The 15,054-nt window shown below is 37.7% G+C and carries 10 protein-coding genes; 3 read left to right on the plus strand and 7 right to left on the minus strand.

Annotated features, from left to right (window positions below):
• Positions 1 to 18: 18 nt before the first annotated feature.
• The 4 genes from J1905_RS22370 to J1905_RS22385 all read right to left on the minus strand — a co-directional run bounded on the left by J1905_RS22370 (position 19) and on the right by J1905_RS22385 (position 6,296).
• Entirely contained in the window at positions 19 to 3,297 is a 3,279-nt protein-coding gene (locus J1905_RS22370) for a SusC/RagA family TonB-linked outer membrane protein (protein ID WP_250318170.1), read from the minus strand.
• Positions 3,298 to 3,480: 183 nt separating this feature from the next.
• On the minus strand, positions 3,481 to 4,551 hold the full coding sequence (locus J1905_RS22375; RefSeq protein ID WP_214229430.1) for a FecR family protein: 1,071 nt from the start codon (positions 4,549 to 4,551) through the stop codon (positions 3,481 to 3,483).
• A 74-nt stretch (positions 4,552 to 4,625) separates the two neighbouring features.
• The gene (locus J1905_RS22380) at positions 4,626 to 5,180 is read right to left on the minus strand and encodes an RNA polymerase sigma factor (RefSeq protein ID WP_173090509.1); all 555 of its coding nucleotides are present in this window, start codon (positions 5,178 to 5,180) and stop codon (positions 4,626 to 4,628) included.
• A 111-nt stretch (positions 5,181 to 5,291) separates the two neighbouring features.
• Positions 5,292 to 6,296 carry a LacI family DNA-binding transcriptional regulator gene (locus J1905_RS22385; RefSeq protein ID WP_214229431.1) on the minus strand — a complete coding sequence of 335 codons (1,005 nt, stop codon included), beginning with the start codon at positions 6,294 to 6,296 and terminating at the stop codon, positions 5,292 to 5,294.
• A gap of 208 nt (positions 6,297 to 6,504) precedes the next feature.
• On the opposite strand from J1905_RS22385, the gene J1905_RS22390 reads away from it, so the two are divergent.
• Together J1905_RS22390 and J1905_RS22395 are read left to right on the plus strand one after the other, a co-directional pair.
• On the plus strand, positions 6,505 to 8,133 hold the full coding sequence (locus J1905_RS22390) for a sodium/sugar symporter (protein WP_214229432.1): 1,629 nt from the start codon (positions 6,505 to 6,507) through the stop codon (positions 8,131 to 8,133).
• Between the two features lie 42 nt (positions 8,134 to 8,175).
• On the plus strand, positions 8,176 to 9,048 hold the full coding sequence (locus tag J1905_RS22395; RefSeq protein WP_173090506.1) for an inositol oxygenase family protein: 873 nt from the start codon (positions 8,176 to 8,178) through the stop codon (positions 9,046 to 9,048).
• A 202-nt stretch (positions 9,049 to 9,250) separates the two neighbouring features.
• On the opposite strand, the gene J1905_RS22400 is transcribed toward J1905_RS22395, so the two are convergent.
• A complete protein-coding gene (locus J1905_RS22400) occupies positions 9,251 to 9,754 on the minus strand; it encodes a GNAT family N-acetyltransferase (RefSeq protein ID WP_214229433.1) in 504 nt (167 codons plus the stop codon).
• 114 nt (positions 9,755 to 9,868) lie between these two features.
• Between J1905_RS22400 and J1905_RS22405 the strand changes: the two genes are divergently transcribed.
• Complete coding sequence (locus J1905_RS22405; protein WP_214229434.1) at positions 9,869 to 12,694, plus strand: hypothetical protein; 2,826 nt, start codon at positions 9,869 to 9,871, stop codon at positions 12,692 to 12,694.
• Between the two features lies 1 nt (position 12,695).
• On the opposite strand, the gene J1905_RS22410 is transcribed toward J1905_RS22405, so the two are convergent.
• A complete protein-coding gene (locus tag J1905_RS22410; protein WP_214229435.1) occupies positions 12,696 to 14,483 on the minus strand; it encodes a M60 family metallopeptidase in 1,788 nt (595 codons plus the stop codon).
• Positions 14,480 to 14,965, minus strand: coding sequence for a hypothetical protein (locus tag J1905_RS22415; protein WP_214229436.1), 486 nt, complete (start codon positions 14,963 to 14,965; stop codon positions 14,480 to 14,482). Before J1905_RS22415 ends, J1905_RS22410 begins: the two co-directional genes overlap by 4 nt.
• Positions 14,966 to 15,054 lie beyond the last annotated feature (89 nt).

Genomic DNA, 15,054 nt, shown 5'->3' on the forward strand with positions numbered 1-15,054 from the left:
GTTCTGGATTTTTAATAATTAAAACTTAACACTTAGGTTTACACCAAAAGTTCTTACTGGTGGTACACCTCCTAATTCCAATCCTGGAAAAGTAGCATTGTAGCTTGATTCAGGATCGATGTTATCTGTTTTCTTCATCAGAATGAATAGATTTCTTCCAACCAGACTTACATTTAAGCTCTTAATTTTATTATTGAACATTTTTGCAGGGAAATTGTAACCAAGTGTTAGCTGTCTGAATTTGATGAAGCTAGCATCCTGAACAAATTTATGTGATACATTCTCGGCTGTTGCTTTGTAAAAGTCCGAAGCTGTGGCGCCTAATTCTTCCCGGTTCTCAAGTGTAGCTTTATGCAAGCCAAAAAGATAGCCGTAGTAATCAGTTGCTGAGAAAAGTTTGCCTCCCCATTTACCATCAATCAGGAAAGATAGGGTTACACCATTGTATGTAAATTCGTTATTCCATCCCGCAAACCATTTGTTATAAGCAGAACCGTAGCTTTTTAACTCTCCTTTTTCAGGTGCTCCCAAAGCTCCCTTTACAATTTCTCCATTAGCATCGTATTTATAATCATAAGCTGTAACCTGAGCCGCTGCTTTACCAGGTATATTTTGTAAAAACCCTACTCCTGTACGTGAGGTAGCCAATGATTGGAAGGTTACACCTTTTGCAAGGGAAAGTACTGTATTGTCATTATATGTTCCATTTAGGGATGAGGTCCAGCTAAATTTCTCATTTTTAACTGCAACTCCTGTGATTAACATTTCCACCCCCTTATTTTCAATTTCGCCTGAATTAAGCACCGCTCCGGCATACCCGGTTGTACTTGATGTAGTCACAAAACTGATTTCATTTTTAGACCGTTTTTTATACCAGGTTGCATCAAGGTTTAAACGATCATTAAAAAATCTTAATTCAGTTCCTATTTCAAGTTCAGAAGCCGTTGAAGCTTTCAGTTGTGAGTTCGGAATATTTATGTTATTTATAATTGCAAGAGGGTTTCCATTTAAACTTTCACTTCTAAAACCGTAAGTTAACAATGTTTGATAAGGATCTGTAGCCTGCCCTACAATGGCATAACCTGCTCTTAATTTACCAAACGATAATGTTTCAGATTTAAGCAATTCTGAGAACACAAATGAGCCACTTATTGATGGATAAAAAACACTCAACTTATTATCCCTTCCTGGGGTTGCCAAAGTAGAAAACCAATCAGATCTGCCACTACCGGTTAAATAAAGTATATCACGATAAGCAAACTCCAAGGTCCCATACACAGAATGGGTTTCAGATTCAAACTCGACGGCTCCAACCGATTTATTTTTTGCATTAAGGATATTGTAAACCCCGAAAACTGCAAAATCAGTTCCATTATTTGTTGTCTGACTGATTTGAGTATTTCTAAAACTAGCTCCAACATTTGGAGTTACCGTAAATTGATCTTGAATAGTAAATGACTTTCCTAATAACACATCAGCATTTACATCAGCAAATTTTGTTTTCTGCTCTGCAATCTTTCCTGCCGGATAATAGGCCGTTCCCGAAGGCACTACATTTTTATAAGTATCATTATAAGAATCCCTACCAACACGTCCTTGCAAAAACAAACCATTGTCAAAAGTATAACGGGCATTAAAAGAGCTTATCAACCTATCTCTCTTGGTATTGTTTACAAACTCATTTGCAGCAAACCATGGGTTAGTAGCAAAAGGATTTCCTTTATTATATTGAATCTCATTCCCATCAGCATCTTTACCTGCCTTAAGGCTATTTACACTAACCGATGTTGGCAAAAATGCGACGTTATAGTTTGCATTACCTGCTCCATCCGATAGCATAGGTCTGTTCTTTGCCTGCTCTAAAATATAATTTGCACGTGCATCTATGGTTAAACGCTTTACAGGTTCGAAAGTCCCTACAAGATTAAAGGATTGTCTATTTAGGCCAGAGTTTGGAACCACAGAATTGTTATGTACATCATTTGCTGAAAAGCGGATTGCACCACCTTCAAATGTTTTATTTAAAGCAAGCGTATTTGACCAGGTACCACCATTACGATAAAAATCTTCGATGTTGTTTTTCTGAGCGGAATAAGGTCTCGAGACACCATCAAACTGTGGCACACTACTACCATCTAATTTCGCTCCCCAACTCGAACCACCAGCTTGAGCAGCAGTAACTGCATCTTTCGGTTTAATTCCGCTTGCACCCTGTCCATACACATACTGCCAGTCGGTCCTGTCCATTATTTGCTCTACAACATAATTGGTATTAAAATCAATGCTATTTCCTTTCCCACTTTTGGTGGTGATTAGGATAACTCCTGCTTTAGCTCTTGAGCCATAAAGCGCAGATGCCGCAGCACCTTTTAACACTGAAATACTTTCTATATCATCAGGATTTAAGTTACCAACAGCATCCCCCAAATCCGGTGCATTATCCCACTGGCTACCTGAGTTTCCATTTGGATTTACATTATTTAAGCCAACCGGTTTATTCTCCATTGGCACGCCATTAATTACATATAATGGCTGATTATTTTGACTAAGACTGGACACACCACGAATAGTGACACTTGTAGCCGAACCCGCACCACCTGATGTTGAACTAATATCTAAACCTGCAACTTTACCAACTAAGGCATTGGCTACATTGTTTTCTCTCGCTTGTGTTAAAGATTCCCCTTGAACCTGAGACACAGAATAGCCTAGCGCCCTACGCTCTTTTTTAATGCCCAATGCCGTTACTACAACTTCGCTTAACAACTTGGTATCTTCAGTTAATACAATTTGTAAATCTGCTTTGCCATCAATAGGCACTTCCCTTGTTTGGAAACCGGCAAACGAAACTACTAAAACTGCGTTTGGAGGTACCGATATTGAAAACTTACCATTTATATCCGTTGAAGTTCCTGCCCCCGTTCCTTTAATTCTAACGGTGGCTCCTGGTAAAGGGCCTCCATTCGAGTCCTTGACGATACCACTGACCCTCACGTCCTTTTTTCGACTGATTACAATCAGCCCTGCTCCGGAAACAGAATAATTTAAATTGGTGTTGTTAAATATTACAGCTAAAACATCTGTAACTAAAGTGTTTTTTACCGACAATGTTATATCCTTGTTTATAGGAACATTTGACGAACTGTACACAAAATGATAATCACTTTGCTCTTCAATAATTTTCAAAACCTTGCCCAGCTTCGCCTTTGTAACATCTAACGATATCTTTTGCTGCGAAAAGACAGATGCCGAGACATTGAGACATGTGATAAAAATTATAATACAGATTAGTTTCATTAAAATAATGAATTTTAAGAACATCCTTACATGGGGACGCACTTGCAGTAAGTAATAATTAATCATATTTTTGTTTTTTTGGTTGCTTTAGTATTTGGCAGCAATCTGTTTGCGCATAAAACTGCCATTTGCTTATATCAAAAAAATTATTGGGGCGGTGCGTCAACACCGTCCCTTTCTAATTTATTTAGATATGGTAATTTGATTCCCTTTTATTTCATATTTAAAATGTTCTGCTTTTTGTAATGCGATTAATGCCTGCTCTATATTTTCTTGCCTAAATGTTGCTGTAAAGTGATACTTTTCAACTTCATGATCCTTAAATACGATCTCTACATTAAACCATCTCTCTAAATCACCCTTAACTTCAGCAAAAGATTGATCTAAAATTTCCAGTCTGTTTTCAGTCCAGGCCATCTCCATGATGGTGCTATCATTAACTTTAGTATATTGATTAATTGCGATTTGCGGATGTACTGTAGTAGCTTTCTGCGATTTGATTTTATCGGGCAACTCTTCAATTTTTTTATAAAAAGTAACTTTCTGACTTGGCCTCAAAGTTATAGAGCTCCCTTTGGTGCCCTTTCCTTCCATTACAATTAAGCCTTTAATCAGCACTGTTTCGGAAGTTGCCTCTCCCGGATATATTTTCACATTAAATGAAGTACCAAGTACATTGATATCGAAATCCTCGGTATGCACTTTAAAAGGCTTATTCTTATTGTGTGTAACATCAAAAAACGCCTCTCCGACCAAATTAACCTCTCTGTTTTTATCATTGAAATTCTTATCCACAGTTAATACACTTTTTGCATTAAGCAAAACCACAGAACCATCCGGCAAAGTGATTTTTTTCTTCTCGCCACCTTTTGTACTAAAATGAGTGATTAAGCTAGCGTTTGGGATAGTTTCTTTAGGATTATTTTTATAGACAACCGCGATGCCGACTATGACCAGAATTGCGGCAACAATTTTTAGCCACAGATAATTTTTGCGGATAGGGATAATACTGACCTCTTGCTGAGGTTCAATATTACTTTTCAAGAGATCTACCTGTTTATTTAGTGGTTTTTTATTCCCACTTAGTATCACATACAGGCGTTTAGCTTCTGCAATTACGGCCTCCTGCTCAGGATGTGCTTTAATATAGTTTTCCCAGTAGCTGATGCAAAGTTTATCGGTACCCGCACAATATAGCTGGAAGGTATTATCTACTAGAAAGTCTTCAACATTGAAAAGACTACGATCAATCATAATATTTGGCTTTTATAATACCAGTGCCAAAAAACTTATGTTTTTCCTAAGGAAATTTTACTTTTTTTATTTTACTAGTCTTTCAACTCCTTACGCAATATCTTAAGCGCATCATAAACCGTATTGTAAGCAGTTTTTATAGTTTGTTGAGTTTGCTCAGCTATTTGCTCATAGCTCAATCCATCAAAGAACTTTAAATGAATCAATTGTTTTTGTCTGAAGGTTAATTTCTCTAGTGCAGTTTTCAGTTTATACCTTACCAGCTCATCAGTTTGAACTTTTACGATAAATTCCTCATACGACATTTCCATCCACTCCCCTTCGGCACCTGCGTTTTGCAAAGCATCATTAATTTTACGCTTACGCTCCAGCAATCGTAAAATCTTACGTTTTAAAAATGTACGTAGGTAAGCCGGCACATTATCAACTCTGTTTAGTTGTTCATGTTTTTCCCAAATGGTAATGAATACCTGATCAGTTGCCTCACCTGATGTTTCAGCATCTCCACAAACACGGATACCAAAATTAACGAGGTCATAATAGAGTGCTTTATAGAGATCAAAAAATGCCCCATTATCACCTCCACGGATACGTTCCCATAATAAATGATGCAAGAGCTTATTCTCCATTTGGTTAATTTAGATTAAGACAATGTTAAGAAAATCCATGGAATATTTACGCGATGTGATCTTATTTATTCTTGTTAATCAATGCGATAAGCAAAAACGCACAAACTGCCTTCAAGACGTCGATTCCCTCTTAATCAAGCTCGATTTTAGAATGTGATTCTCATTCGGATCAAAATACTTTTTATCTAATATTTTAAACAAAATATCAGCAGCTTCCTTTCCAATTTCAAAAGCAGGCTGTTCTATTGTAGTTAACGATGGATTTAAAAGCGGAGCAGTATTGAGGTTAGAAAAGCTTATTATTTTTAAATCTCCCGGAATATTCAAGTTTAACTCGCGGGCAACATAATAACACGGCAACGCCAAATCTTCAATTGAAGAAATTATAGCATCAGGTTTCTCAGAAGACACCATTGCTTTTATATTTTCATAATTCTTGCTGATGTCTTTATCGTAGTTAACCACCATTGCATCAGTATAAACCATGCCATGCTCTTCTAAAGCCTTTTGATAGCCGGCAAACCTATTTTTACCCGTTACCAGATTATTAAGCGCAAATAAATAAGCAATTTTTTTACAGCCACCTTCTATCAAATGGCGAGTAGCACTGTAAGCACTTTCATAATCATCGGTAGTTATTTTAACCGCATCTATATCTTCAAAAACCCTATCGAAGAAAACAACGGGTATCTTTTTAACCAGCTCTTTAAAATGCTCATTATTATTTGTGTTGCTCGATACTGATATCAAAATCCCATCTACCCTACCACTCAACAAGCTATCAGTAAAAGCAATTTCTATTTCGCTGTTTTCATGTGTTTGATAGATCAGCACATGATAATCACGTTTTCTGGCAATTTCTTCAATACCATTTATAGCCAATGAAAAGAAGTTATTGGCAATCTCCGGAATAATAACAGCTATGGTTTTTGTTTTATGACTGCGAAGATTACTCGCCGAAGGATTACGCTGGTACTTTAATTTCTTAGCCAGATCCCAAACCTTTTGCTTGGTTTCTAAACTAATCTCGTAACTGTCGTTTAATGCTTTTGAAACAGTGGCAATAGATATATTTAACTCTTTGGCTAGCGTTTTTACAGTTACGGTTTCCTTCATATATACAGCAATTTGGATGATGATTTAGCAAAAGGCAGCTATTCACTTAAACGTATTCGTAAATAAAATGCCCGCTTAAACTCAGAATTAATATTTTTATATACAGTTTTGATAAGTAAGACCACCCCAAGGTTTTGCCTTTAACCAAATGTAACATAATTAATTTAACTCATTTATATGGGGGAAACTGATTTAGCGCAAACCAAATATGAATCACCTTGACATCGCCGATTATGTAGTTTTCTTTATTTATTTTATTGCGATAGCCGGCTATGGCTATTACATTTATCATAAGAAAAAAACTACCTCCAATAGTGCGAAGGATTTTTTCCTGGCAGAGGGTTCGCTCACCTGGTGGGCTATCGGAGCATCGCTGATTGCCTCAAATATTTCTGCAGAGCATTTCATTGGGATGTCTGGCTCAGGCTTTGCACTCGGACTTGCCATTGCTTCTTACGAGTGGATGGCAGCCGCAACATTGATCATTGTGGCAATTTTTATCATCCCGGTATATCTGAAGAACAAGATATTTACCATGCCACAGTTCTTATCAAAGCGGTATAATGATCAAGTAAGTACCATTATGGCTGTATTCTGGTTGTTGGTGTATGTTTTTGTGAATCTTACTTCTATCATTTATCTGGGTGCATTAGCCATCTCCTCTATATCACCCATCAGCTTCGAGTGGAGCATCGTGGGACTCACCATCTTTTCCATGGTGGTCACTTTAGGAGGAATGAAAGTTATTGGTTATACCGATGTGATCCAGGTACTGGTCCTAATCTTTGGCGGTTTGATTACCACTTATCTTGCCCTTTCTTTACTTTCCAGAGAATATGGATTTGGCGAGGATATTTTTAAGGGCCTGTCTATCTTAAGAAAGGAAGCACCGGATCATTTTCACATGATATTTGATTCATCTGATAAATACTATAAGGAACTGCCGGGGTTGTCTGTATTAATTGGCGGCATGCTAATCAACAATTTAGCATACTGGGGCTGCAACCAGTACATCGTACAGCGTGCATTAGGCGCTGATTTAAATACGGCGCGTAAGGGTATTTTATTCGCAGCGTTTTTAAAATTACTTGTACCGGTAATCGCCGTCCTTCCGGGAATTGTGATGTATGTGCTTCACAATAAAGGTTTATTTATTACGGAAATGTCGGATGGAGGTGTATTGAAACCCGATCATGCTTATCCAACCTTAATGAATTTATTGCCAGCAGGTTTAAAAGGCGTGGCATTTGCGGCCCTTACAGCGGCCATTGTTGCTTCATTGGCAGGTAAAGCAAACAGTATATCTACAATTTTTTCGCTTGACATTTATAAAAAATACTTCAACAAAACAGCGTCTGATAAAAAGATGGTGAATGTTGGCCGATGGGCGGTCGTGATTTCCATGCTGGTTGCCGCGATTGTAACACCATCCTTAAAATCACTTGATCAGGCTTACCAGTTTATCCAGGAATATGTAGGCTTTATTTCACCAGGAGTACTGGCCATATTCTTGCTGGGCTTTTATTGGAAACGCACGACAACTGCGGCAGCTATGACGGGAGCACTGATTACAATTCCACTTTCAACTGTGTTAAAGTTTCTGCCTGTTTGGACAAATGGTGCCTTCCCGGATTATCCTTTCCTCGACAGAATGGCTATTGACTTTGTAGTCATTGTGATCCTGATGATTGTGATCAGTTTGAGCAGACCTCAAAAAATTGCTAATGAAAATGCAATTGAAGTGGATACCTCTATGTTTAAGATCAGCACTAGTTTTGCCATAGGCTCTATTCTTATTATGGGCATACTTACTGCGTTATACACTGTGTTTTGGTAAAAAATAAATAGAACAAATTATTAACTATAAAAAATAAGCATTATGAAAGAGTCAAGAAAAGAGGAACTATCTCCATTGTCTAGCCTCGATGTGTGGGAGGACGATGTACTAAAAAGATACCCGGAACCCGGTGTACCTGAAAAAAAGAAGGAAGAATTCAGGAATTATGATAGTCCCGAAAACGATTCAGTACGGGAGTTCTATCGCTTGAACCACAAGTACCAAACCTATGGTAATGTACTTGCAAAAAAAGCTAACTTTTTACAGTTTGATAAAAAAGAAATGCCGTGGTGGGCCGCAATGGAATACCTGAACACATTAATTGATGATTCAGATCCTGATACATCATTAGATCAGCTACAACATTTACTACAAACCGCAGAGGCTATCCGTGCCGACGGTCATCCAGATTGGTTTGTACTAACCGGCTTTATCCATGACCTTGGCAAGGTGTTGTGCCTTTTTGGCGAACCTCAATGGAATGTTGTTGGCGATTCATTCCCTGTAGGATGTAAGTTCTCAGATAAGATTGTGTACCCTGATTTCTTTTCTGATAATCCTGATAGTACTGATGAGCGCTACAATACAAAATATGGTGTGTATACGCATCAATGCGGGTTAGATAATATCCATATGTCGTGGGGCCACGACGAGTACCTTTACCACATCACTAAAGATCACTTGCCTGAAGAAGCTTTGTACATGATTCGCTACCACTCGTTTTACTCGCAACATCGTGAACATGCTTACGATCATTTGCTAAACGCTCATGACCACGAGATGTTTAAATGGGTAGATAAGTTTAATCCTTACGATCTGTATTCAAAAAGCCCTAAGCCACCGGTTGTGTCAGAATTAAAACCATATTACGAAGATCTGATAGCCAAATATCTACCGGCAACAGTTAAGCTTTAATTTCATTTATAATATTTAATAATCGAGCAGTAGTGTATTAAAATACTGCTGCTTGATTATGCTATATGCGCTTGTAAGCGAGAGTTGTTCCCAAATGTGAAAAACGAGAGATTAACAAGTGTCTTTTAAGTGCCTCTTCTAAGACAATAGTCTAACAGACTCTGACCTGAGTCTGAGGAGAGTCTGAGTTGAGTCTGACATATTATAGTCTCCAGTGCGCTTTGTCAATGGTCATATTAATAGCTGTCCAAATACTCCCATTTACTTCAGATTGAAATCTCTTATTCGGATTTACAGCAAAGCCAACTTTTTCGTAGCATTTTATAGCACTAGTATTCCAATCATAAACATTCAGCTCTACATTTTCCTTATCAAGTTTAACGAACGAAATATTTAAAAGCTCATTTATTATTTGCTGTCCTATCCCTTGCCCACGCTTTGTTTTATCGCCAATAAGAACCCTACAAATTCTAACCATTTTTTCATCATCTGATTGAAAAAGCTCGGCGTGCCCGATGGCATGATTATCAGGCCCTATCACTTTAAATAAATGCCGATTTTTATCATTCTTGTATTCTTGTAGTTGCCCAATTGTTAATGGAAAAGAAAATAATGGCCCAGCGAACTGAACGAGCATCTCTTCGTTATCAACCCAACTAATCAGTCTTTTAAAATCGTTTTCATCAAATTGCTCAAGCGTTATCATTCTTACTACAAGATCTTAAAAATTCAGATAAAAACAAAAAACACCTCTTTCTAAAAAGCTTGACTATCATTATATTTACAGTAGATCAACCCATATTATCTGAACTCTCAAACTATGAAAACTCAGGCTGTTCATCTTATAACAAGTATTTTTATTTGTGTGCTGCTCAATCTTTTCAACTTTACCCCTGGCTTCTCTCAGGCTACCCAAAAACAAAATCTGAAGGAGGTCATTACCAAACTTAATTCACAAAACGATAGCCTTTCAGCAGAGAAACTATATCTGCAAACCGACAAGCCAACTTATCTGGCCGGAGATACCCTGTGGTTTAAAGCTTATTTACTGAATGCATCCTTTCTTAACTATTCAACTAAAAGCGGCGTACTTTATCTGGAACTTTCAAACGACAGTAGCCGACTCATTCAACGAATTATGGTTCCCGTAATGACGGGAATAGCCTATGGCAGTATACCACTAGAAAAAGAGATGATGCAAGGGGGATATACTCTAACAGGATACACCAACTGGATGAGAAATTTTGGAGAGAGTTACCTGTTTAAAAAACATTTTTACATTGGAAATAATGCAGGATCAGAGTGGCTGATCAATTACAATACCCATTTAATAAAAGATGTCGACAAAGACAAAATTGAGATTGGTTTAAAGATCAATCAGTTTGACAAAGCCCCAATTGGGTTACGAGAAATGCAGGTGAGTGTAATGGATGGTAAAAGAACATGGTTTAAGGACAAAGTTGAAACAAGTTTGGAAGGTGTTTTAAAGCTAACTTTTGACCTACCGGAGAAGGCGGATGCAAAAAACATTACGCTAGGCATACAGGATCTGCGTAAAAGTCAAGGCAGTCGGAAATTAATGATTCCGATTACCCTTAACAGACCAGAAAAAATTGATTTACAGTTCATGCCCGAAGGAGGAAAGTTAGTCGCAGGTCAGCGAACTAATGTCGCTTTTAAGGCATTAAACGAAGATGGCTATGGAGCAATAGTATCAGGTAAAATCTACAATAGTAAACAACAGGAAATCACATCTTTTACAACTACACATGCAGGAATAGGGGCATTTAGTCTAGAACCTGAAAACTTAGAAACTTATACTGCAAAAATACAATTGGCCGACGGGAAATATCAAACCTACTCACTCCCATCTGTTGAAAGCACCGGCATCACATTAAATGTTGTAAATCGATTTAAAAATGACACCTGTGAGGTAACACTTACACCTACTGCAGATATACTTGCGGCCAACAATACCTATTACCTAATTGGTATGGCCAGGAATACAGTTTGCTGGGGCGGATTGGTTAAGTTTAATAAAGCTCAGCTAAAGTTTATTTTAGACAAGCAGATTTTCCCAAACGGCATAGTTCGCCTTATTTTAATGAATGAAAGCAAAATAGGACTTAATGAGCGTATGTTTTATAACGATCGTGGTGATAATCTCAATATCAAATTAGATTCAGATAAAAGCCAGTATCAACAAAGAGATAGTATTTCTTTAAATGTTAAAGTGAGTGATAGCGCCGGGAAGCCATTGCAAGGTACATTTTCACTCGCAGTAACAGATAATGGACAAGTTAAAATAGATAGCATTGCTGACCGTTCAATTGTAAGCTATATGCTACTAACCTCAGACTTAAAAGGAAATGTAGAAAGTCCGGGGTATTATAATGATGCCCTAACCCATCCCGAAAAATGGCAGCACCTTAACAACTTGCTATTGGCGCAGGGTTGGGCAGGCTACGACTGGACTCAGACTTTTAAACCTACCAAGCCTTTTGCTTACCCCAATGAGGAAGAATTTCTAATAAAAGGTAAAGTTACCAATGCCTTCAACAAACCGGTTGCAAAGTCTGCAATTATCCTATTCTCAAAAAAACCTTTATTGGTGTTAGATACGCTTACCGATGATAAAGGGAATTTTATTTTCAAAGGGATTACTCCTATTGATACGCCATCATTCTTTATTAGTGCTAAAAATAAGAAAGGGAAAAGCTTTAATGTGGGTATTGAGGTAGAAGAGTTTAAACCCCCTGTTTTCTCATCGGTCACCGATCGCATCATACCGTGGTTTGTAAATATTGATACCGGAACTTATCAAACTGTAAATAATCAGGTAGCTTTAAAAAAAGAACAATTGCGGGTTACTGGGAGTAATATGCTTAAAGAAGTAATCATAAACGCAAAAAAGGTCATTAAAGACTCTAAAAATTTAAATGGCCCTGGTGGCGCAGATGTCATTATTGATGAAGAACAACTAAAAAAAGCTGGCAGAACTACACTCGGCGAACTTCTAGAAAAGAACGTAAAGGGATTTGGTGTAAGGATAGACAAAATGGGAAAAATGCATTACAGAGTATACACCATGTTACTTCATCTGGCTATAGATGGTGTAAATACTGAATTTTTCATGTCGCCTGAAACACCGCGCTACCAATACCTCAAAGATATTTTTGAGTATTATGATGCTGAAGAGATTAAGGGAATTGAAGTGATGGTGACTGGTAAATATCAAATGAGTTACACAAGTACCTACCTCAATCCGATAGTTGATGTACCATGGGATCATGCGTTTGTTGAAGTAACTACGCGTGGAGGAAAAGGACCTTTCATGAAAAAAAGTATTGGCACTTATCTGTTTAAACCAATGCCGTTTATACTTCCAAAAGAGTTTTATAGCCCTAAATACACAACGGTTAGCATCCCTGATATGTCCGATATCCGCTCAACAATATATTGGGCACCAAATATCATCACTGATAAAAATGGTAAAGCGACGATTAAATTTTATGCGGCAGATAATCCTGGGACTTACACAGTGGTTATAGAGGGAACCGATTTGCAAGGACACCTGGGCATTAATAGGAAGCAGATCATCATTAAAAAGCGTCAGGATTCTCCACCATCTACTATAGCTCCTTAGCTTACTTTAGTTCTTTTGGAAACCATGATTTATACTTTTTTACTTGCTCTTTAGACTTATCAGACACTGGTAATTTCCAGACGTCGAAGAAACGCGTTAAGTCACTATTCGTCTTTTTACAAATCGTTTCAAACCACAAATCTATCTTATCCTGATCCGTTTTTGGGTACAGATCCTTTGGCAAATTCCGATAAACTGTATTCGCTCCGATAATTGAGTCCCAACCGAAGTGATCTATGATCTGGATATACATACATAGTGCCAAAAAGGGATCTTCAGACCACTTCGCATAGCTTGGATCATTTGCCAAATACTTCTTTACTTTTTTCGTTACCGCAGCTAAATCAGGAAGATCATCATGATTGTACAAGCCCTTTTTTAGTACTTTATCGTAAACATACATTGTAAAAAGGTTTACAGTTACTTCACCGGTGCCGGGATAATCGAGCCCCCAAAACTGGTGGCGATGCCCCAATTCATGGAATGCACCCCATGATCCATGACTACGAATAAAATCGGCATCAAGCATCCACTCTGTGCTTTGGTCATCTGGCACTACAATCTTGTTATACATGGTAAACATATACCCATAAGCAACCTGGCGATCTACGATTATCCTTTCCTGATGCACCCTTTTCCTGGAGATGACGGCAAGATCTGCATCGGCGTCCATTACCTCGTCCCAAAATTTCATTAGCTTAACTGGGTTATTTAAATTCCTGATGCGATATGATGGAACAGTCAATACAATATTATTTGTGGCTAATTCCGCCCATGGCGCAGGGTTGCTTTTAATTGTGGCATTCCATTCCTCCTCAGTAGTTTCGCCAAGTTTAAAGTATGGTGCTTTTACCGCTCCGTCAACCTGAACTTTAATCACTTTCAGTTTGGTCGTATCGCCAATATTAATCAACAATAAACCACCAAAAGGCGAGTAGATTTCAGTTGTTTCTTTGTCTAAAGCAAACTTCTTGGTGAGGTCAATACCTATACGCGTAAGCTCATCTTGTCCAGTCACATCATCATCATGCAAGCCTATTTGTGCTTCCAGATGTTCAGATAAATAACTTTTTGGAATGGTTATTTTAACCTTTTCACCGGCAGCAACATATAATCCGGCACTGTGCGGACGATAATATACTGAAGCTACGTCTGAAAGACCTTGGGTGCCTACCATTACTGGAATTGAGACTTCTTGACTTACTCTTACCGCACCATCTGCAACTTTACCTGGAAAAGACTCGAACCCGAGAAACTTCGCATCAGGGTGTTTTGCAAAATCCTGTTGTTTATTGTAAAACCAGTAAGCCATTTTCATGGCATACTTTTTTTCTTCTGTATCTGTTATTATCGGACTTTCAAGGGTCGCAACAGGAAGTATATCAGGAATTTTGAAGAACTGCTTGATTTTGTTTAACACAGGAGAACCATCTTCGTTGTATTTGAAAACCAGTTCAATATTTGGTGTCGTTAAAAAATAATCGACATACTGATCAAGCCTCGTCTTTACACCTAGTAATCGGGGAAGCATTGTATTTATATGCAGATAATCAGGAATACTATCGGTATTAATCACCTTATTTTCAGGAGTACTAGTCACCATAAAGTTAGCATTGATGACACCCGCTTTTGCGAACAGCTTATTAATATTTAAGAAAGCGGCTGGAGCTCCTTCTACTTTGTTCTTATTTATCTGTTGATAAGGCGAACCAAAAACCAGCGTACCCCCCTTTTTTATGAACTGTTCAATATTCTTCAGCTGGAGAGAATCGGTAACATCTTCAGTCAAAAAAGAAGGTTTGTTTTCTTTTTGAAGTTAAAATCGTTTATCGTGTAAACAGAAGCACGTTGTTTGTTTAAGAAATCGAGAAGTGCCTTATCTGCATTCTTTGTAACTGCAATTACAGGTTTTGATTTATGCCCACCAGCTATGTTTATTGCATTTTTAAACAACTGTTGAACGCTTGCATCCTCTAAAAGATTTGTTCTGAAGTAGGCCTCAGATCCAATCAGTATCAATTTCCCTTGATCTAAAACAGAGGAGATCATTACAATTCCCCTCATATCAACCTCTACAGGAACCTTTATTGTACCTATAATCTCTGGTTGCAAACCTATTGTAAAGAAAGTTGAAGTCTGTTCATCTTTAGGTAGTGAGATAATTTCGGTATTTTTAAAAAGTTCATATCTGATGGATTGCGACTGGCCAAAAGCCGAAGTCAACAAAGCAAATAAAAATAAATGTGAGAGTATTAGTTTTCTTTTGGTCATTTGGGATAGAGGTTAATCCTCTAAAGGAAATCAAAATAAACTAGAAAGAGCAAAGGTGAGGTCCTTATTAACACTTTTTAACTGTTCGT

This window comes from Pedobacter sp. B4-66, assembly GCF_018492665.1.
Taxonomy (GTDB): domain Bacteria; phylum Bacteroidota; class Bacteroidia; order Sphingobacteriales; family Sphingobacteriaceae; genus Pedobacter.

Excerpts from the sequence above, each read along its gene's own strand:
- J1905_RS22370 (WP_250318170.1), bottom strand. The coding sequence starts at position 3,297 with ATGAAACTAATCTGTATTATAATTTTTATCACATGTCTCAATGTCTCG.
- J1905_RS22375 (WP_214229430.1), bottom strand. The coding sequence starts at position 4,551 with ATGATTGATCGTAGTCTTTTCAATGTTGAAGACTTTCTAGTAGATAAT.
- J1905_RS22380 (WP_173090509.1), bottom strand. The coding sequence starts at position 5,180 with ATGGAGAATAAGCTCTTGCATCATTTATTATGGGAACGTATCCGTGGA.
- J1905_RS22385 (WP_214229431.1), bottom strand. The coding sequence starts at position 6,296 with ATGAAGGAAACCGTAACTGTAAAAACGCTAGCCAAAGAGTTAAATATA.
- J1905_RS22390 (WP_214229432.1), top strand. The coding sequence starts at position 6,505 with ATGAATCACCTTGACATCGCCGATTATGTAGTTTTCTTTATTTATTTT.
- J1905_RS22395 (WP_173090506.1), top strand. The coding sequence starts at position 8,176 with ATGAAAGAGTCAAGAAAAGAGGAACTATCTCCATTGTCTAGCCTCGAT.
- J1905_RS22400 (WP_214229433.1), bottom strand. The coding sequence starts at position 9,754 with ATGATAACGCTTGAGCAATTTGATGAAAACGATTTTAAAAGACTGATT.
- J1905_RS22405 (WP_214229434.1), top strand. The coding sequence starts at position 9,869 with ATGAAAACTCAGGCTGTTCATCTTATAACAAGTATTTTTATTTGTGTG.
- J1905_RS22415 (WP_214229436.1), bottom strand. The coding sequence starts at position 14,965 with ATGACCAAAAGAAAACTAATACTCTCACATTTATTTTTATTTGCTTTG.